The 18716-nt window shown below is 73.6% G+C and carries 16 protein-coding genes and 3 pseudogenes; 16 read left to right on the forward strand and 3 right to left on the reverse strand.

Annotated elements, in window-relative coordinates:
- The first annotated feature begins 26 nt into the window (after positions 1-26).
- The 12 genes and pseudogenes from Q3Y56_RS00815 (at position 27) to Q3Y56_RS00870 (ending at position 10008) form a co-directional block, all read left to right on the forward strand.
- Positions 27-779 carry a (Fe-S)-binding protein gene (locus tag Q3Y56_RS00815; protein ID WP_304460069.1) on the forward strand — a complete coding sequence of 251 codons (753 nt, stop codon included), beginning with the start codon at positions 27-29 and terminating at the stop codon, positions 777-779.
- A 62-nt stretch (positions 780-841) separates the two neighbouring features.
- A pseudogene (locus Q3Y56_RS00820) lies at positions 842-2355 on the forward strand (lactate utilization protein B).
- Positions 2352-3005, forward strand: a complete 654-nt coding sequence (locus Q3Y56_RS00825; protein ID WP_304460070.1) for an LUD domain-containing protein — start codon at positions 2352-2354, stop codon at positions 3003-3005. Before Q3Y56_RS00820 ends, Q3Y56_RS00825 begins: the two are co-directional and overlap by 4 nt.
- Before the next feature lie 124 nt (positions 3006-3129).
- Positions 3130-3735, forward strand: coding sequence for a LysE family translocator (locus tag Q3Y56_RS00830; RefSeq protein WP_304460071.1), 606 nt, complete (start codon positions 3130-3132; stop codon positions 3733-3735).
- Positions 3736-3737: 2 nt separating this feature from the next.
- Positions 3738-4439, forward strand: a complete 702-nt coding sequence (locus Q3Y56_RS00835; RefSeq protein WP_304460072.1) for a B3/4 domain-containing protein — start codon at positions 3738-3740, stop codon at positions 4437-4439.
- 295 nt (positions 4440-4734) lie between these two features.
- Positions 4735-6225, forward strand: a complete 1491-nt coding sequence (locus tag Q3Y56_RS00840) for a PLP-dependent aminotransferase family protein (RefSeq protein ID WP_304465426.1) — start codon at positions 4735-4737, stop codon at positions 6223-6225.
- 204 nt (positions 6226-6429) lie between these two features.
- Positions 6430-6879: a cytochrome P450 gene (locus Q3Y56_RS00845; RefSeq protein WP_304460073.1), complete on the forward strand. Its 450-nt coding sequence runs from the start codon at positions 6430-6432 to the stop codon at positions 6877-6879.
- On the forward strand, positions 6876-7871 hold the full coding sequence (locus Q3Y56_RS00850; protein ID WP_304460074.1) for a phosphotransferase family protein: 996 nt from the start codon (positions 6876-6878) through the stop codon (positions 7869-7871). Before Q3Y56_RS00845 ends, Q3Y56_RS00850 begins: the two co-directional genes overlap by 4 nt.
- Positions 7872-7968: 97 nt before the next feature.
- Positions 7969-8190 carry a hypothetical protein gene (locus Q3Y56_RS00855; RefSeq protein WP_304460075.1) on the forward strand — a complete coding sequence of 74 codons (222 nt, stop codon included), beginning with the start codon at positions 7969-7971 and terminating at the stop codon, positions 8188-8190.
- A 130-nt stretch (positions 8191-8320) separates the two neighbouring features.
- Entirely contained in the window at positions 8321-8776 is a 456-nt protein-coding gene (locus tag Q3Y56_RS00860; RefSeq protein ID WP_304460076.1) for a hypothetical protein, read from the forward strand.
- Positions 8773-8916, forward strand: coding sequence for a hypothetical protein (locus tag Q3Y56_RS00865; RefSeq protein ID WP_304460077.1), 144 nt, complete (start codon positions 8773-8775; stop codon positions 8914-8916). The genes Q3Y56_RS00860 and Q3Y56_RS00865 overlap by 4 nt, the downstream gene beginning before the upstream one ends.
- A 3-nt stretch (positions 8917-8919) precedes the next feature.
- Positions 8920-10008, forward strand: a pseudogene (locus tag Q3Y56_RS00870) (LLM class flavin-dependent oxidoreductase).
- A 75-nt stretch (positions 10009-10083) separates the two neighbouring features.
- On the opposite strand, the gene Q3Y56_RS00875 reads toward Q3Y56_RS00870, so the two are convergent.
- Positions 10084-10830, reverse strand: a complete 747-nt coding sequence (locus Q3Y56_RS00875; RefSeq protein WP_304460078.1) for a dienelactone hydrolase family protein — start codon at positions 10828-10830, stop codon at positions 10084-10086.
- Between the two features lie 109 nt (positions 10831-10939).
- On the opposite strand from Q3Y56_RS00875, the gene Q3Y56_RS00880 reads away from it, so the two are divergent.
- Entirely contained in the window at positions 10940-11422 is a 483-nt protein-coding gene (locus Q3Y56_RS00880; protein WP_304460079.1) for a MarR family winged helix-turn-helix transcriptional regulator, read from the forward strand.
- 167 nt (positions 11423-11589) lie between these two features.
- Positions 11590-14638 (forward strand): annotated as a pseudogene (locus Q3Y56_RS00885) (glycoside hydrolase family 2 TIM barrel-domain containing protein).
- A gap of 174 nt (positions 14639-14812) precedes the next feature.
- On the opposite strand, the gene Q3Y56_RS00890 reads toward Q3Y56_RS00885, so the two are convergent.
- Positions 14813-15661 carry an alpha/beta fold hydrolase gene (locus Q3Y56_RS00890; protein ID WP_304460080.1) on the reverse strand — a complete coding sequence of 283 codons (849 nt, stop codon included), beginning with the start codon at positions 15659-15661 and terminating at the stop codon, positions 14813-14815.
- 115 nt (positions 15662-15776) lie between these two features.
- Between Q3Y56_RS00890 and Q3Y56_RS00895 the strand changes: the two genes are divergently transcribed.
- Positions 15777-17114 (forward strand): PLP-dependent aminotransferase family protein, encoded by a 1338-nt coding sequence (locus tag Q3Y56_RS00895; protein ID WP_304460081.1) that lies wholly within the window; start codon positions 15777-15779, stop codon positions 17112-17114.
- Positions 17115-17171: 57 nt separating this feature from the next.
- Here the strand turns inward: Q3Y56_RS00895 and Q3Y56_RS00900 are convergent, their stop codons facing one another.
- Positions 17172-17372, reverse strand: a complete 201-nt coding sequence (locus tag Q3Y56_RS00900) for a hypothetical protein (RefSeq protein ID WP_304460082.1) — start codon at positions 17370-17372, stop codon at positions 17172-17174.
- A 108-nt stretch (positions 17373-17480) separates the two neighbouring features.
- On the opposite strand from Q3Y56_RS00900, the gene Q3Y56_RS00905 reads away from it, so the two are divergent.
- Complete coding sequence (locus Q3Y56_RS00905) at positions 17481-18374, forward strand: methyltransferase domain-containing protein (RefSeq protein ID WP_304460083.1); 894 nt, start codon at positions 17481-17483, stop codon at positions 18372-18374.
- The last annotated feature ends 342 nt before the right edge of the window (positions 18375-18716 follow it).

The following is an 18716-nucleotide window of genomic DNA, read 5'->3' on the forward strand; positions in this document are numbered from 1 at the left end:
GACCGTGGACCATGGGAGGAGGCCGCATGCGCGTCGCACTCTTCGTGACGTGTGTGAACGACACGCTGTACCCGGAGACGGGGCGGGCGGTCGTCACCCTGCTGGAGCGCCTGGGGGTCGAGGTGGACTTCCCCGCCGCTCAGACCTGCTGCGGCCAGCCGCAGTTCAACACCGGTTACCGCCACCTGACCGAGCCTTTGGTGCGCCGCTACGCCGCCGCGTTCGACGGTTACGACCACATCGTCACGCCGTCCGGCTCCTGCGCCGCCATGGTGCGCGACGCCTACCCGCGCATCGGCGCGAAGGCCGCCGCCGAGGGGCGCGGCGCCGAGCTCGCCGAGCTCGCGGCGAGCGTCGTCCCCCGGACGTACGAGCTGACGGAGTTCCTGGTCGACGTGCTGGGGACCACCGACGTCGGCGCGTACTATCCGCACACCGTCACGTACCACCCCACCTGCCACGGCCTGCGGATGCTCGGCCTGGGGGACCGGCCGCGCAGGCTCCTCGAGGCGGTCGGGGGGCTGACGCTGCGGGAGCTGTCGGGCGCCGAGGAGTGCTGCGGCTTCGGCGGCACGTTCGCCGTCAAGAACCCGGCCGTGTCGGCCGCCATGGGCGCGGACAAGGCGCGCGCCATCACCGCCACGGGAGCCGAGGCCGTGTGCACCGTCGACAACTCCTGCCAGATGCACATCGGCGGCACGCTGGCCCGCCAGGGCTCGACGGTCCGCCCCGTCCACATCGCCCAGATCCTGGCCAGCACGGAAGGGGACGTCTGGTGAACGGCACAAGCGGAACGAGTGGAACGAGCGACGCGAGCGGCGTAAGCGGCGCCTATCTGGGTATGCCGGCCTTCCCCGCGGCCGCCGCCTCCGCGACCCGCGACGCCCAACTGCGGGCCAACCTGCGCCACGCCACGCACACCATCCGCGCCAAGCGCGCGTCGGCCGTCGCCGAGCTGGCCGACTGGGCACAGCTGCGCGCCGCGGGAGCCGCGATCAAGGACCGCACCCTGCGCCACCTCGACCACTACCTTGAGCAACTGGAGGCGGCGGTCACGGCCGCGGGCGGGCAGGTCCACTGGGCGGCGGACGCGGCCGAGGCGAACCGGATCGTCACCGATCTCGTACGGGCCACCGGCGAGCACGAGGTCGTCAAGGTCAAGTCGATGGCGACGCAGGAGATCGGCCTGAACGACGCCCTGGCGAGAGCGGGCATCACCGCGTACGAGACGGACCTCGCCGAGCTCATCGTGCAGCTCGGCGACGACCTCCCCTCGCACATCCTGGTCCCGGCGATCCACCGCAACCGCGCCGAGATCCGCGACATCTTCACGAAGGAGATGGCGCGCTGGGGCCGCCCCGCGCCGGACGGGCTCACCGACGCCCCCGCCGACCTGGCCGAGGCGGCGCGCCGCCACCTCCGGGAGAAGTTCCTGCGCGCGAAGGTCGCCGTCTCCGGCGCCAACTTCATGGTGGCCGAGACGGGCACGCTCGTCGTCGTCGAGTCGGAGGGCAACGGCCGCATGTGCCTGACGCTCCCCGAGACGCTCATCTCGGTCGTGGGCATCGAGAAGGTGGTCCCCACCTGGCGGGACCTGGAGGTCTTCCTGCAGCTCCTCCCCGCTCCTCCACGGCCGAGCGCATGAACCCGTACACCTCGATGTGGACGGGTACGGCAGGCTCCGGCAGCGGCGACGGCCCGCGGGCCTTCCACCTGGTCCTCCTCGACAACGGCCGCACCGACGCCCTCGCCGACCCGGTCGGCCGCCAGGCCCTGCGCTGCATCCGCTGCTCGGCCTGCCTCAACGTCTGCCCGGTGTACGAGCGGGCGGGCGGGCACGCGTACGGCTCGGCCTACCCCGGCCCCATCGGCGCGATCCTCACCCCGCAGCTGCGCGGGACGCGAAGCGAGGTCGACGCGTCGCTGCCGTACGCGTCCTCCCTGTGCGGCGCGTGCTACGAGGTGTGCCCGGTGGCCATCGACATCCCTCAGATCCTGGTCCATCTGCGGGAGCGCGTCGTCGAGGGCGGCCCGGCGTCCGTACGCGGCACCCGCGCCGTCGTCAGACCCGCCAGGGGCCACGCCGCCGAGCGCGCCGCGATGCGCGCCGCGGGCTGGGCGCTGAACCACCCGGCCGTCTGGCGCGCCGGCCAGCGCCTCGCCGCCCGGACGCGCCGCCTGCACCCGCGGCGGCTGCCGGGGCCGGGGCGCGCCTGGTCCGACACCCGGGAGCTCCCCGCTGTCCCGGCCGAGTCGTTCCGCGGCTGGTGGCGACGCACGCGCGGCGACTCGGCGAGCGGCGCGCACACCGTCTCCGGGCCGCGGAGCGATTCAGTACAGGAGAAGTCGAAGTGAGCAGCCGAGCCCTCGTCCTGGCGCGCGTGCGCCGCGCGCTGGCCGACGTCCCGCGCGCCGAGACCCCGTCGCAGGTGCCCGTGGACCGCGCGTACCTGCGCGCCCACGGCGACCGCACCCCCTCCGAGACGGTCGACCTGCTCGCCGTGAACCTCGCCGACTACCGCGCGATGGTGCACCGTACGGACACCGCGGGGCTGCCGGCCCTGATCGCCCGGCTGCTGGCAGAGCGGGGCGCGGCGTCGGTGCTCGTGCCGCCCGGCCTGCCCGCCGAATGGCTCTCCGCCGCGCGAGCCGAGCGGATCGCGGACTCCGCCGACCAGACCGCACACGCGTTGGACGCGGTCTCCAGCGTCGTCACCGGTTGCCGCGTCGCCATCGCCGAGACCGGCACGGTCGTCCTCGACGCGGGCCCGGACCAGGGCCGCCGCCGCATCACGCTCGTGCCCGACCACCACATCTGCGTGGTCCGGGTGCCGGACCAGGTCGTGGACTCGGTGCCGCAGGCCCTGGAACGGCTCGATCCGTCCCGCCCGCTGACGTGGATCTCAGGTCCGTCCGCAACGAGCGACATCGAGCTGGACCGCGTGGAGGGCGTCCACGGCCCGCGCACCCTGGAGGTCGTCCTCGCCCAGAGCGCGCCCGCGTAACGTCAGCTGCCCCGCGCGGGAGAACGGCCCTCTTATGGACCAGTTGGACGGGCACACTTTGGCTCTGTCTCCCGGACCATGACCGCGGCAGGGTGGGAGGACCTTGAACCTTGCGGAGGTCTCCTTGAGTGTCGCGTTCCTGCTGACCACCCTCGTCATGGTGGTCACCCCCGGCACCGGCGTGGTGTACACCATCGCTGCCGGGCTGTCCCATGGCCGACGGGCGAGCGTGGTCGCCGCGCTCGGCTGCACCCTCGGCGTCGTGCCGCATCTGGTGGCGACGATCACCGGCCTCGCCGCGGTGCTGCACACCAGCGCCGTCGCCTACGAGACGGTGAAGTACCTCGGTGTCGGTTACCTGCTGTACATGGCGTGGGCGACGCTGCGCGACAAGGAGGCGCTGGCCGTCGAGGGGGCGGACGAGCCGCGCCCGGCGGCCCGCGTGATCGCCTCCGGGGTGCTGATCAACGTGCTCAACCCGAAGCTCACGATGTTCTTCGTCGCGTTTCTCCCGCAGTTCGTCCCCGCCGGCGAGCCCGACTCCCTCGGCATGATGCTCCGGCTCAGCGCCGTCTTCATGGGGCTGACCTTCGTCGTCTTCGCCGCGTACGGGATGTGCGCCGCCGCCATGCGCAACCGCGTACTGGCCCGGCCCAGGGTGATGACCGGCATCCGCCGGGTGTTCGCCGCCTGTTTCGTGGGCCTGAGCGCGCGGCTGGCGGTGGCGTGAGCATGCGCTTCCGGCACGCGGACGCCATCTGGTCCGACTACCCCGAACTCGTCGCAGGCGCGCTCCGCGCCGCCGGCGTCGACTCCGCCGCCGACGTCGGCCCGCGCGTCGCGGAGTACACCGCCCGTGCCGCGGCCCGGCTGGCCGGCGCCACCGAGAGCGCGTTCCCCGAAGTGCTGGCCTGGCGACGGGCCTTCGCCCGGATGGGGCTCAAGCCGACGCAGTACCGGTGCGCCTCGGAGTCGCTGCTGCGGCGGCTGCGGAAGGAGGGGGCACTGCCGCGCATCCATCCGGTGGTCGACCTGTGCAACGCGATCTCGGTCGCGTACGGGGTACCGGTCGCGGTCCTCGACGCCGACCGCATCGCCGGACCCCTGCTCGAGGTGCGTTACGCCCGCGGTGACGAGCACTACACGACTTTCGGCGGCGGCACCGAGCACCCCGCCCCCGGCGAGGTGACGTTCGCCGACTCCGCCGGACGGGCACACGCCCGGCGTTGGACCAACCGGCAGAGCGGCCACTCCGCGGTCGGCGAGCGCACGAGCCGGATCCTCGTGGTGGCGGAGGCCATGCACGACGGCGGTGGGGAGGTCGTGCCGGAGCTGCTGAAGACGGTCGCCGAGGAACTGGCCGCACACTGGCCGGCCGACCCGGCGGCGGCCGTCCTCACCCCCTCCGCACCGGAGTTCGCCTTCGGTGCCTAGGCCCTGGTCGGCGCGCAGGCGCCGCAGCGGCGCATGACACCATGGGCCCGTGAACGAGGGGGAACGCGCGGCGGACGGCACCGGCGCCGCGCCGGCGGACGGCGGATCCGCGGCGTACGGCGCGTCCACGGCGTTCGGCGGCTCCCCGGCGGGCGACGGGTGCGCGGCAGACGTCGGGTCCCCGGCGGAGGTCGGATCCCCAGCAGACGACGGGGCCCCGGCGGACGGCGGATGCCCTGGGGACGGCGGATCCGCCGCGTACGGCTCGGACTTCCTGCAGCTCGACGCCCGCGACGTGCCCACCGGCGGCAAGGCGGACTGGCTGGCCCTGCGGCTGCGGCAGGCGATCGCCGACGGTCGGCTGGCGGTGGGCAGCAGGCTGCCGCCCACCCGCGTGCTCGCCGCCGAACTGCGCGTCTCCCGCGGGGTGGTCACCGAGGCGTACCGGCGACTGACCGAGGACGGCCACGTCGAGGGGCGCCGACGCGGGGGCACGGTGGTGGTCGCGGCCCCCGCCGTGCCACCGCTGGCTCCCACCGGGACCAGGCCGTTCCGGCGACCGCTCACGGTCACCGGCGACACCGTCGACCGGGCCGTACCGGGCGCGCGCTTCACCACCGGCAGCACCGCCGACCGGGCGATGCCAGGCGCGCTGTTCGACGGTGAACCCGGTGCCGACGTCTTCGACGCGCTGCGTGCCATCCGCGTCCGCGTCGACTTCACCCCCGGCCAGCCCGACCTCGCCGCGTTTCCCCGCGCGGCCTGGCTGCGCGCCGAACGGGCCGTGCTCGCCGAGCTGTCCGCCGACAACCTCGGCTACGGCGACCCCCGCGGCGCCCCGCGACTGCGACGCGCCGTCGCGGGCTGGCTGGCGCGCAGCCGCGGCATCCGGGTCGAGCCGGAGGAGGTGCTGATCGTCGCCGGCACCGCGCAGGCTCTCACCCTGCTGCACCCCGTGCTGCGGGCTGACGGCATCGACGGTGTCGCGGTGGAGGACCCCGGCTCGCTCGGCACCCGCCAGCACCTGCGGAACGGAGACCTGGCCACCCCGCCGGTGCCGGTCGACGACGGCGGCGTACGCGTCGACGCGCTGCGCGCCACCGGCGCCCGCGCGGTACTGCTCACGCCCGCCCACCAGTTCCCCACCGGCGTGGTGACCAGCGGCGAGCGCCGCCGCGAGCTGCTGCGCTGGGCGCAGGACGGCGGGCTGATCCTGGAGGACGACTACGACGCCGAACACCGCTACGACCGGCCGCCGGTGCCCGCGCTGCGCGCGCTGCTCGCCGATCGCGTGTGCTACATGGGCAGCGTGTCCAAGCTGCTCGCGCCCGCGCTGCGGATCGGCTGGATGGTGCCGCCGCCCCGCTACCGCGACGCCCTGACCGACGCGAAGCGCTTCACCGACCTGGGCAACGCCGTACTGCCGCAGCTGGTGCTCGCCCGGCTGATGGAGTCCGGCGACCTGGAGCGGCATCTGCGGCTGCTGCGCGGCCGCCACTCGCGGCGCCGCGACGCGATGATCGACGCCGTCGCCGAACACCTGCCCGGGGCGATCGTGCACGGCGCGGCGGCCGGCCTGCATCTGACCGTCACGTACACGCCGCAGGTCCCCGACACCGAGCTCGCCGCCGCCGCGCTCGCCCGCGGCGTGAAGTGCCAGCCCCTGTCGTGGCACCGGCAGTTGCCCGGCCGCCCCGGCCTCGTCCTCGGCTACGCGGCCGGCCCGCCCGGCGTCATCGCCGAAGGGGTGGCGGCACTCGGCGAGGCGCTGCGCGAGCTGGCCTGAGCCCCGGGCGGCGGCGCACCGGTGGGCTGCGACGTATCCGACGACTCCGCCATACGCCCCCGGACCGCCCCTGCCTGCATCGTGCAGTGCAATGTCACGCGGCATATTGCAATGGTGCGATTGCGCAACGTAGTCTCCACTCTTGCGAGACGTCGCGGAACTGCCTCCGGGGTGCCGGTTCCGTAAGCCCGGAAGGAATCAGGCTTGCCCATCGAGAACGCTCTGCCGCGACTGGTACGGGCATGCGACGAGCGGCTGCTGACCACGGGCGTCGACGAGATCATCCGGTTCGACGGCCCCGCGCAGGGCACCAGCCGGGTCGCCGTGCGCACCACCACGATCCAGGGCGTGACGATCGAGCCCGGTCAGGTGGTGATGACCGCCCTCGCCGCGGCGAACCGCGACCCGGAGGAGTTCCCCCGCCCCCACGAGCTGGTGCTGGACCGCAATCCCAACCGGCACCTGGCTTTCGGCTGGGGCGCACACGCCTGCGTGGGCGCGGTCTTCGGCCGGCTCGCGATCCGCGAACTGGTCCGCTGCCTGCTCCGGGCGCCGCGGCCACTGCGTCCGGCGGGCACGCCGGTGCGGCGGCGCACCGCGACGGTGCGCAGCATGGAGCTGCTTCCGGTCGCCTTCGGCGGTGAGAACCGATGAGCTACCGACCGATCCAGCGCGAGTCGGGTGCGTTCCAGCAGCCGGTGACCGAGGACGAGATCGACGCGATGTGCCGCCGGGCCTTCGGTCCGGGCACCGAGGTGGTGTCGGCCGTGGAACTGGGCGACGGCTACTACAACAACACCTTCCGGGTCGAGATCGGTGCACGGCGGCCGGTCATCCTGCGGGTGGCGCCGGATCCGGCGCGCCAGACCCGGGCCGAGCCCGAGCTGATGCGCAACGAGCACGCGAGCATCCCGTACCTGGCGCCGATCGCGTCGCTGTTGCCGCGGACCCTCGTGGTCGACTTCACCCACGACGTCATCGGGCGCGACTACCTGTTCCAGACGCTGCTCGACGGCGTGCCCGCGCCGGAGGGTCTCCATGCCTACCCGCGCACGGAGTGGAGACCGTTCTTCCGGCGGCTCGGAGAGATCGCCCGCTCGATCCACTCGGTCCGCGGCACGGGTTTCGGGCGGGTCGCCGGTCCCGCGCACGCCACCTGGAGCCACGCTCTGTTCGCCTGGTTCGAGGACGTCGCGGCGGACTTGACCGACGCCGGGCTGGATGCCGAGGACATCGGTCTCGTGGTGAAGCTTGCCGACCGCAACCGCGCGGTGCTCGACGCGATCGACGGGCCGCGGCTGCTGCACGGCGACCTGTGGGTGGGCAACACGATGGTCGCGCCGGGTGCGCCGGAACCCACGATCAACGGGGTGTTCGACTGCGACCGCATCTGGTGGGGCGACCCGGAGGCCGACTGGCCGATCTACCTGGCGCGGCGGCGTCCCGGCACGGAACGCGACGCGTTCTGGGAGGGCTACGGGCCCGTGGGCACCACGCCGGAGGCCCGCTGGCGGTCACTGGTCTACCAGGCCCGGCACGCGGCCGCGCTCCGCGTGGAGTACCACCGCTTCGGCTGGCAGAAGGAGACCGCCGAAACGTACAGCGAAATGCAGGAGCTCATCGGCAAGCTGAGAACAGGGATATGAGATCGTCCGGCTCGCCGAACTGGCGGTCGGCGACCTGCGCGTCCACCTGTTCGAGCGGGCCGGGCCCGGCCGCGCCCCGGCCGGGCCGGGCGAGAGCGTGGTGCAGTTCCAGCACGTGTGCCTGGCGGCAGGCTCGGCGGAGAAACTGCGGGAATGGCGCGACCGGTGGTTGCGGCTGTTCGACTCCGGCCGGTACCGCTTCGCGCTGACCGACGGTCCGACCGACATCGTGACCGATGCGGACGGCACGCAGAGCTTCTACGTGTTCGACGTCAACGGCCTGGAATGCGAGTTCACCCACCTCTCGGGTGACCGGTGATGGGTGCCGGGATGGTTCTGGCCGACCTTCCCACCCGCGCGGGCTGGTCGTTCGGCGGGCTCCCCTACGGCCTCGAACCACTCACCCTCCCCAGCCGGGTGAGCCGGAGCCGAAGGCGGCGGACACCGCCGTGGAAGCCGACCCGCCGCGCCGCGCCTTCCACGAGGCGTGCCGGCGGATCCGGCAGGTCGCTCCAGGGGACCCACCGCTGCCCCGGCTCGGAGCGGGCGCAGAGCCCGAGACGGTGTACTGGTTCCGGTGGGTGACCGGCCACCAGGTCAGCTTCGTCATCTGGCGGCTGATGGCATGGCTGCTGGACGACCTGCGGGCGGGGCGGGTCGCCCGGCCCGCGGCCGTGCGGTCTCTGACCGAGTACGTGCGCGGCTACAGCGCCATGCTGGATTACGGCAGCTCCTGTCCCCGGGAGGTCTACCAGAGCGTCATCCGGCCGAGCATGTACCGCCAGCACCGCGGGTTCAGCGGCAGTTGGGCGCCGGACTACCGGCCGGTGCGCGAGGTGTTCCGGGGCACGTCGTGGGCCAGTTGCTGCGCAGGCTCGTCGCGGTCTCCCAGGATCTCGCGGTGAACGGGCTGTATCCGGCCGGTGCGGCGGAAGACGGTGCCGAAGCCGCCGAGACCGGCTTCGCGGTGGCCGGCCGCGCGGTGGACGACCTCTTCTCGCGGCACGAGGTCGTCGCGCTGTCGCGCGCCGAGGGCGTGGGGTAGCCGATGGGCGGTCTGCGTCACGGAGTCGTGATCCTGCCCGAGCACCGGTGGGAGACCGCCCGGCGACTGTGGCGCCGGGCCGAGGAACTGGGCTTCGACCACGCCTGGACCTACGACCACGTGGTCTGGCGGTGGCTGCGCGAGAAGCCGTGGTTCGGCGCGGTGCCGACCCTGACCGCGGCGGCGACCGCCACCTCGGCCATCGGGCTCGGCCCCCTGGTCGCGAGTCCCGGCCTGCGCAACCCGGCCATGTTCGCCAAGGAGGTCATGACCCTCGACGACATCTCCGGCGGCCGCGCACTGTGCGGGATCGGTGCGGGCGGCTACGACTCCGACATGCTCCGTTCCACGCCGCTGTCCCCGGCCCAGCGCGCGTCCCGGTTCGCCTAGTTCGTGGCGCTGACCCGCATGTTGCTGCGGCAGGAACCGGTCGATCACCGCGGGACCCACTACACGTGCCACGACGTGGTGCTGCAACCGGTGTCCACGCGGCGCCCCCACGTCCCGCTCGCCGTCGCGGCCGCCGGGCCGCGAGGCATGCGGCTGGCCGCGCGGCACGCGGACACCTGGGTCACCTCGGGCGCGCCCAACGGGTTCGACCTGGTGCCCTACGAACGGGCCGTTCCCCTGGTCCTGGACCAGGTTCGGCGGCTGGAGGACGCGTGCGCCGCGACCGGCCGCGATCCGCGCACGCGGACCACGCTCAGCCCGACACTGGTCCTGCGCGACGGGCGGCCGTACCTGGCGTTCGGCACCCCCGGCGGCGACCAGCAGGACCAGTGGACCGTGAACTTCTTCCTCGACCATGTGGAGTTCGGGCTCGGCCCGCAGGCTGCGGTGGAGGCGCTCACGTTCCACACCGACCACGTGCCGTCGTCGTTCAGCCCGCGCCGGGCCCGCCCCCGGGCGCTCGTGATGGAGCGTGGCGCCGATCCGGACGTGCTCGCCGAGCTCCGGCGCCGCGGTCACGAGATCGACCTCGTGGACGCGTACACGCTGGGCAAGGTGTGCGTCACCGGCAGCGGAGCGGACGGGTTGGTCGTGGCGGCGGCGAGCCCCCGCGGCGGGCAGGCGTACGCGCTGGCGCACTGATCCGCCGTGCGGGCGATCGATGCGACCGGCACGGCGCCATAAGCGGCGCCCCCTCCTGGTTTCCGGGCCGGAGCCTCAGCTGTTGGCCAGGGTGCGGTCGAGGAGGGGGAGCAGGCGGTCCCAGTGGCGCTGCAGTGCGGAGGGGTCGAAGGCGTCGGTGTCGGACATGGTGAAGCCGTGGACGGTACCGGGGTAGATCTCGGAGGTGTAGCCGACACCCGCGGCGTCCAGGGCCCGGTTGAGCTCGCCGAGGGCCTCGGGCGTCATGTCGGTTTCGGCGTGGCCGAGGTGGACCTGGGCGGTGAGCGTGGAGAGGAGGCGGCGCAGGCCGTCGGGCCCGTCGGCGCCCACGGGGCCGTGGAACCCGGCGACGGCGGCCACCTGGCCGGGGTGGGCCGCGGCGGTGTGCATCGCCAGGAGGCCGCCGAAGCAGTAGCCGGTCACCGCGACCGGTCCGGCGCCGACCTCGGGCTGGGTGGTGAGGAACCTGAGGTAGGCGTCGGCGTCGCTCAGCACACGTTCGGCGGTGTGCGCCTCGATCAAGGGCATCAGCTGGGCGACGACCGCGGGCCGGACCTCCTCTCCGATGTGCTCGGGAAGGTCGATCAGCGGTGCCGAGCCATGCCGGTAGAAGAAGTTGGGGACGAGTACGTAGTACCCGTGCCCGGCCAGTTCGCGAGCCATCTCCCGCAGCACGGGCCGAATGCCGAAGGCGTCCGCGTACATCAGCACCCCTGGGTGCCGGTCGCCGTGGTCGGGGAAGGCAGCGAAGGCGTCGGCCTGGCCGTCGGCGGTGGGAATCTGCAGTGTCTTGATGGGCAAGATCTTCCTTCCTTGACGTTCACTCAATAAACGTTCGTTGCACTAACGTTCTCGACGCGAGTGAACGTACATCGTTAGTCGAACTAACGCAACGGGTAGGATGGGCGCCATGATCAGAGCCGAAGCCGCGGACATGCCCGACGACGGCGCGCCCAAGACGCCCGACAGGCTGCGTCGACGGGCGAGCCGACTGCTGTCGCAGCTGTCCGCGCGGTCGGACCGGCTGATCAACGACGGGCTGGCCCAGGTCGACGCCCGCAAGTGGCACTACGCCGTGCTCGCCTCACTGCAGGATTTCGGGCCGGGCAGCCAAGCGGTGCTGAGCGGGCGCACCGGCATCTACCGCAGCGACATGGTCGGCGTGCTCAACGAGCTGGCCGAGCGTGACCTCGTCGAGCGGGCGCCGGACCCCGACGACCGGCGCCGCAACATCATCACGATCTCCGCCCGAGGCCGCCGTCACCTACGCCGCCTCGACAAGGTCCTGGACGACCTCCACGACGAACTCCTCGCGCCGCTGAGTCCGGCCGAACGCGACCAGCTCGTGCAGTTGCTCACCCGCCTGCTGGACCACCACGCCCGGACCTCCTGACCCCGCCGTACGAAGGCCCGGCACGATCCGGTTGGAACTCCCGCGCCCCGCACCCGCCGGCGCCGAGCCGGTCGGGTTTCTGGCGTATCCGGCCTCATGCCCCCAACCGCTTCCTTGAGGAGGATGGTGTCGCACAGACCGGTATCAAGGGCTGACCGAGGAGAGCGATGAGCCCCACCTCTCATGACGCGCCACTCCCCTACGACGCTCCACTCCCCTACTACGAGGACGTGTCCCCCGGCGGTGGCGAGCGGCTCCTGCCGCCCCGGGCCTGGGCCCCGGACTCCGACGCCGCGAGGCTGAGCCTGAACGGGCCCGACTGGGCCCTCCGGCTCTCGCCGACGGCCACCGCCGAGGACGAGTCGTTCGCCGACCCCGCGTACGACGACTCCGGCTGGGACCGGCTGCCCGTGCCCGCGCACTGGGTGCTGCGCGGGCACGGTGCGCCGATCTACACCAACACGCTGTACCCCTTTCCGGTGGACCCGCCGCACGTGCCGACCGAGAACCCCACCGGCGACCACCGCCGCGTCTTCGACCTCCCGGACCACTGGCCGGACGGCGGGGAGGCGGTGCTGCGCTTCGAGGGCGTCGAGTCCTGCGCGCGGGTGTGGCTCAACGGGCGGGAGCTCGGCACGTTCAAGGGCAGTCGGCTGCCGCACGAGTTCGCGGTGGGAGCCGTGGGAACGGTCGAAGCCGTGGAAGCGGGCGGAGCGGGGGGCGGGCTGCTGCGGCGGCGCGGCAACGTGCTGGCCGTGCGCGTCCACCAGTGGTCCTCCGGCAGCTATCTGGAGGACCAGGACCAGTGGTGGCTGCCGGGCATCTTCCGCGACGTGACACTGCTGCACCGTCCGGCCGGGGCGGTGGCGGACGTCTTCGTGCACGCCTCGTACGACCACGTGAGCGGGGAGGGCACACTGCGCGTGGACGCCGAGCCGCGCGGCCGGGTCACCGTTCCCGAGCTGGGCCTGGACCTGGCCACCGGCGCGAGCGCGACCGTCCCCGTCGAGCCGTGGACGGCGGAGACGCCGCGCCTGTACGAGGCGGAGCTGGTGACGGCGGGCGAGCGCCTGTCCTTGCGCATCGGCTTCCGTACAGTCGCCGTCGAGGACGGCCTCTTCAAGGTCAACGGCGAACCGGTCCTCTTCCGGGGCGTCAACCGGCACGAGTTCCACCCGGAGGCGGGCCGCGCGGTGGACCTGGCGACCATGCGCCGCGACCTGGTGCTGATGAAGCGGCACAACATCAACGCCGTCCGCACCGCGCACTACCCGCCGCACCCGGCGTTCCTCGATCTCTGCGACGAGCTGGGCCTGTGGGTCATCGACGAGTGCGACCTGGAGACCCATGGCTTCGTCGCCCTCGGCTGGCGCGGCAACCCCGTCGACGACGACCGGTGGACCCCGGCCCTCCTGGACCGGGCCCGCCGGATGGTCGAGCGCGACAAGAACCACCCCTCCATCGTGATGTGGTCCCTGGGCAACGAGTGCGGCACGGGCCACGGCCTGACCGCCATGGCCGGCTGGATCCGCGAGCGCGACCCGTCCCGCGTGATCCACTACGAGGGCGACCTGTCCTGCAAGGACACCGGCGTCTACTCGCGCATGTACGCCTCGCACGAGGAGGTGGAGCTGATCGGGCGGCGCGCCGAGGCCCCGTGGGGCGAAGCGGACCTGGACGCCAGGCGCCGGGCGCTGCCCTTCATCCAGTGCGAGTACGGGCACGCGATGGGCAACGGGCCCGGCGGGCTCGCCGACTACCAGCGGCTGTTCGAGCGTCACGAGCGGCTCCAGGGCGGCTTCGTGTGGGAGTGGATCGACCACGGCATCGCCCGGCGCGGCCCGAGGGCGAGCTGTCCTACGCGTACGGCGGGGACTTCGGCGAGGAGTTGCACGACGGCAACTTCGTCTGCGACGGCCTGCTGTTCCCCGACCGTACGCCCTCCCCCGGGCTGGTCGAGTACAAGAAGGTGATCGAGCCGGTCCGGATCGAGGGCGACGGCGCGGCCGGCACGCTGCGCGTCACCAACACCTACGACTTCGCCGACCTGGCCCACCTGACGTTCACCTGGGCCTACGAGGTCGAGGGCGAGGCGGTCGGCTCCGGCGAGCTGCCCGTGCCGCCGCTGGCCCCCGGCGAGTCCGCCGACGTCAAGCTGCCGGGCGCGCCGGACGCGGAGCGGGACGGCGAGGCCCTGTGGACCGTACAGGCGGTGCTGGCCGCCGACACGGCGTGGGCGGACGCGGGTCACCGGGTGGCGTGGGCCCAGTTCCCGGCGGCGGAGCGCCCCCGCTCCCGGCCCCCTCGCGCCATGACCACCGTGGCCCCGCGCCACGCGGACGGCGTCATCCGTCTGGGCCCCGCGGCCTTCGACCCGGCGAGCGGCACGCTGCTCGCCGTGGGCGCCGTCCCGGTCACCGGCGGCGCGCGGCTGGACGTCTGGCGCGCGCCGACGGACAACGACAACGGCGCCCCTGGCAGCCGGACGACCCGCGCAACGGCCTGCGGTGGCGGGAGCTCGGCCTGCACCGGATGCGGCACCGGGTAGTGTCGGTGGGGATGTCGTCGAACGGGACTTGTGGAGACTACGGCGCGGGCGGGGCGGACCGGGCCCTGATCGTGGTGACACGGGTGGCCCCGGCCGCGGTGGACCTCGCCCTGCGGACGGTCTACCGCTGGACGGCGTCCGAGGAGCGGCTGCACCTGACCGTCTCGGTCACGCCGGAAGGCGACTGGCCCTGCCCGCTGCCGCGGCTCGGCATCCGGCTCGGCGTCCCGGCGTCGTACGACCACGCCACGTGGTTCGGCGGCGGCCCCGGCGAGGCGTACCCCGACACCCGGGCCGCCTCGCGGGTCACGCGGTGGGAGATGGAGGTCGACGACCTGCAGACGCCGTATGTGCGGCCGCAGGAGAACGGGGCGCGGGCGGACGTGCGCTGGGCGCGCCTGAGTTCGGCGTCGGACGGGCGCAGCCTGCGCGTCGAGGGCCGGCCGCACTTCTGGCTCACGGCGCGCCGCTGGACCAGCGAGCAGCTCGACGCCGCGGCCCACACCACGGACCTCGTCCCGTCCGCCGACACGGTGTGGCTGAACCTCGACCACGGGCTGCACGGCATCGGCAGCGAGTCGTGCGGGCCGACGGTGCTGCCGCGGTACCGGCTGGCGGTGGCGCCGGCGGAGTTCTCGTTCACGTTCGCGTGCGAGGAGACCGCCTGACGCGGCTGTCCTGGTGCGGGCGGGTCCGTTCCCCGGCCCCGCCCCGCTGTGGGGCGCGTCTCGGACTCCGCGCCGGGGTGCGCGCAGGGATCCACCGCGGGCCCCGGCCGCCCTGGCCGGACGGGCTGAGTTCAGCCCGTCCGGCCAGGGGAAGTCCGCGGCGACGCGGGATCGTCAGGACTCCGCCCCGGTCCCGGCGGTCCGTGCCGCCCGCCGGTGTCCGATCCGGTCGAGGAAGCGCAGCAGCAGCGTGGTGAACTCCGCCGGTCGCTCCAGGTTGGGCATATGGGCCGCCCCCTCGATCACGGCCAGTTCCGCGCCCCGGATCAGCCGCCGCATGGTCTCGGCGTCCCGGAGCGGGGTGAAGGCGTCGTCCCGGCCGACCACCACCAGCGCGGGCACCGCGACCTGGGCGAGTACCGGGCGGTAGTCCGGCCGCGCCGCGCGGCCCCGCAGTGCCGCCGCGGCGCCCTCCGGCCGGGTGCCGCCCATCATCAGGCGCACATGCGTGGCGACATCCGGCAGCGCCTCGATGTTGTACGGCGCCACCATCATGTCCAGCACCTCGTCGGCGTACGGGCCCATGCCCTCCCGCAGCAGCCGGTCCGCCATGGCGTGGCGCCGCGCCCTGCCCTCCTCGGTCTCCGGCTCCACGGAGGTGTCGGCGAGCAGCAGCCCCCGCACCCGGTCGGGATGGAGCCGTTGGAACTCCATCGCGATCTGGCCGCCCATCGACAGGCCGCCGAGCACCACGCCGTCGATCCCCAGGTGGTCCAGCAGCCCGGCGAGGTCCGCCGCGAAGTCGGAGAACGGGGTGGTGCCCGGCACCACCGCGGAGCTTCCGTAGCCGCGCAGATCGGGGGCGATGACGCGGTGCCCGGCGCGGGCCGCCTCGGCGAGCTGGGGCCGCCACATGGACCGGTCGAAGGGGTGCCCGTGCACCAGCAGCAGAGGTGTCGCGCCGTCCCGGGGCCCCTCGTCGTCGTACCCGATCGATATGCCGTTCACCAGCGCTGTATTCATCAGTTCCCCGTTCGCCAGACCCTGTTGAGTGGATGCTAGGCGGGCCACCGGGTGAGTGCAATGATAACTTTGCCCTCGGTGCAATACGGGGCAATGCCCGAGACGGGAGCGGACGATGGAGGACTACCGGCACGCGGCGGACGCGGTGGCCGAGGACATCGCGGCGGGGCGGCTGCGCCCCGGCGACCGGCTGCCCACCCAGCGGGCCTTCGCCCGCGCCCACGGCATCGCCAACTCCACCGCGGGCCGCGTCTACCGCGAACTCGTCCGCCGCGGCCTGGTGGTGGGCGAGGTCGGCCGCGGCACTTTCGTCCGCGCCGAACCCCCCGTCCCGGGCCCGGCCCTGGCCGAACCTGCCGCCCAGCGCATCGACCTGGAACTCAACTACCCGGCGATCGCGGGCCAGTCGGAGCTGCTGGCGGCCGGGCTGGCACCGCTGCTCCGCCCCGACCTGCTGGCCGCCGCGCTGCGCCCGGTCGCCGCGACCGGCACCCCCGCCGCCCGGGACGCCGTCGCCGCGCTGCTCACCAGGCCCGGCTGGGCGCCCGACCCGAGCCGGGTGCTGTTCGCCGGAAACGGCCGGCAGGCCATCGCCGCCGCCATCGCCGCCCTCGTCCCGCCCGGCGGGCGGCTCGGCGTCGAGGAACTGACCTACCCCGTGGTCAAGGCCGTCGCCGCCCGGCTGGGCGTCACCCTCGTGCCGCTGGCCACCGACACGGACGGACTGCGGCCGGACGCCCTCGTCACCGCCTGCCGGGTCGCCCGGACGCACGCCGTCTACCTCCAGCCGACCCTGCACAACCCGCTCGGCACGACCATGTCCGCCACACGCCGCGCCGAACTCGCGGACGCCCTGCACCGACTGGACCTGTACGCCATCGAGGACACCGTCTGGGCGTTTCTCCGGGACGGGCCGCCGCCGCTGGCCGGCTACGCCCCGGACCGCACGATCCTGGTCGACAGCTTCTCCAAACGGCTGGCCCCCGGCCTCACCACCGGATTCGCGGTGACCCCGGCACCGCTCGCCGAGCAGATCGGGGCGGCGCTGCGCTCCGGAGGCTGGACGGCGACCCGCTTCGCGCTGGACGCCGTCACCCGCTGGATCGGGGACGGCACGGTGACCCGTATCGTGCACGCCAAACGGGAGGACGCCGCGGCCCGGCAGCGCATCGCGGCCACCCGGCTGGCCGGTGGCACCTTGTGCGCCGACCCGGCCGCCTACAACTGCTGGTGGGAACTGCCGCCACCGTGGCGGGCCGAGACCTTCGTGGCCGCCGCCGCCCGCCGGGGCATCGCGGTCACCCCCGCCGCCGCGTTCGTGGTCGGCAGCGGGCGGGCCCCCGGCGCGGTGCGCATCGGCCTGGCCTCGCCCCCGCCGGATGTGCTGGGCGCCGCGCTGGACACCCTGGCCGCCCTGGCACGCAGCACGCCCGAGGACGCCGACGCCCACTGAACACCACCGACGGACTGCCGACGGCGAGCACCCGGCCTCGGCTCGGGTGCTTGTTCGTCAGCCCGCGGTCCGGTCCGGGGCCCTGACCGGAACACAGGCGAATCGGTCGGTGTCCATGGAGGCTTCCTTCGTGGGACCGCGCAGTTCGAACGACGTGGCGTTCTCGTTGTCCGGCAGGCTGAACCCGACCACGCCCACCTTGGTCTCGCCGCGCTCGACATGGCTGTGGGGGCCGAATACATGTACCCCTTCCGGCACGTCACGGTGCAGAACCGTGCGTAGGACGTGCGGGGTTGGCCGGCTGTGTGAGACATCCCTCTCCCGTCGTCGTGGCGCTGGTGGCCTGGGAAGGTTGACCATGTAGTCATGACCTCCTCGCCCCGCCCGCCGCACGTCGGTGTCCGACCGGATACGACAGGCGGGACTACCGCGCTCGGTGGAGAGTCCGCTCCCGCCCGCGGGTACCTGCTGGACAACGCGCGCGCCGAGGCGGGCGAGCGATTCGTTTGGCTGGCCGAGCTGTTCGACGGTGTGACGCGCGGGCACTTCGATCGACTGGGGGTCAGGGCTGGCTCGCGCTGCTGGGAAGTGGGGGCCGGTGGCCCCAGTATCCCGGAGGCGCTCGCGGCGGCCGTCGGTCCGACCGGGCACGTGCTGGCCACGGACATCGACCCGTCGTGGCTGACGGCAGGCGACGGGTACGAGGTGCGCCAGCACGACGTCGCCGCTGATCCGCCCCCGGAGCCGGGGACGTTCGATCTGGTGCACGCTCGGCTCGTGCTGGTCCATGTACCCGACCGGGCTCGGGCGTTGGCCACGATGGCGGCGGCGCTGCGGCCCGGCGGCTGGCTGCTGGTCGAGGACGCCGATACCGCTCTGCAGCCACTTGCATGCCTGGACGACAGCGGCCCGGCGCAGCGGCGGGCCAACCGGCTGCGTGACGCGGTCCGGGAGCTGCTGACGCGCCGCGGCGCGGACCTGCGCTACGGCCGGACACTGCCGCGGGCATTGCGTGAGGCCGGCTTGGTAGATGTCGCCGCGGGGGGCTCTTTCCCGGTCGGCGGGCCGGCCTGCGACCGGCTGGAGGCGGCGACCATCCGGCACGTGCGCGGCGAGCTGCTCGCGGCCGGCCTGGCCGACGACGCCGAGATCGACGCGCACCTGGCCGCCATCCACGCGGGCACACTCGACCTGACACTCGCGCCGCTGATCTCGGCCTGGGGACGCCGTCCAGCCGAGCACCCGCCGGCACTCGGTTAGGTGCGGATCCAGGCGTTGTCCGACCTGCCCACAGCGCTGTTCGTCGAGGGAGGCCAGGCAGCTCGCGCAGGTGCGCGCCGCGCGTCACCGGAGCTGGGGCCGGCCCGCGCACGGGCTTCGAAGATCATGGAGTTCTCGACGCCCCGTGATCCGAGTGGAAGACCGTGCCTGCCGACGCGTCATCCCCGATCCCGGCTGCTCTTGACCAACTCCGCGAGCAGCCCGAACCCCGCCCCGAGGAGATCCCGGGGCTGCTGGAGCGGCTGACTTCCAAGCGCGGCCAGCAAGCGAGTCGACTCGTAAACACCTCTCAGGCCGGAAAGTTGGGCCGCGTCATAGCCC

The organism is Streptomyces sp. XD-27, assembly GCF_030553055.1.
In the GTDB taxonomy this organism is placed as follows: domain Bacteria; phylum Actinomycetota; class Actinomycetes; order Streptomycetales; family Streptomycetaceae; genus Streptomyces.

Excerpts from the sequence above, each read along its gene's own strand:
- Q3Y56_RS00890 (WP_304460080.1), bottom strand. The coding sequence starts at position 15,661 with ATGAATACAGCGCTGGTGAACGGCATATCGATCGGGTACGACGACGAG.
- Q3Y56_RS00815 (WP_304460069.1), top strand. The coding sequence starts at position 27 with ATGCGCGTCGCACTCTTCGTGACGTGTGTGAACGACACGCTGTACCCG.
- Q3Y56_RS00895 (WP_304460081.1), top strand. The coding sequence starts at position 15,777 with ATGGAGGACTACCGGCACGCGGCGGACGCGGTGGCCGAGGACATCGCG.
- Q3Y56_RS00835 (WP_304460072.1), top strand. The coding sequence starts at position 3,738 with ATGCGCTTCCGGCACGCGGACGCCATCTGGTCCGACTACCCCGAACTC.
- Q3Y56_RS00905 (WP_304460083.1), top strand. The coding sequence starts at position 17,481 with ATGACCTCCTCGCCCCGCCCGCCGCACGTCGGTGTCCGACCGGATACG.
- Q3Y56_RS00880 (WP_304460079.1), top strand. The coding sequence starts at position 10,940 with ATGATCAGAGCCGAAGCCGCGGACATGCCCGACGACGGCGCGCCCAAG.
- Q3Y56_RS00850 (WP_304460074.1), top strand. The coding sequence starts at position 6,876 with ATGAGCTACCGACCGATCCAGCGCGAGTCGGGTGCGTTCCAGCAGCCG.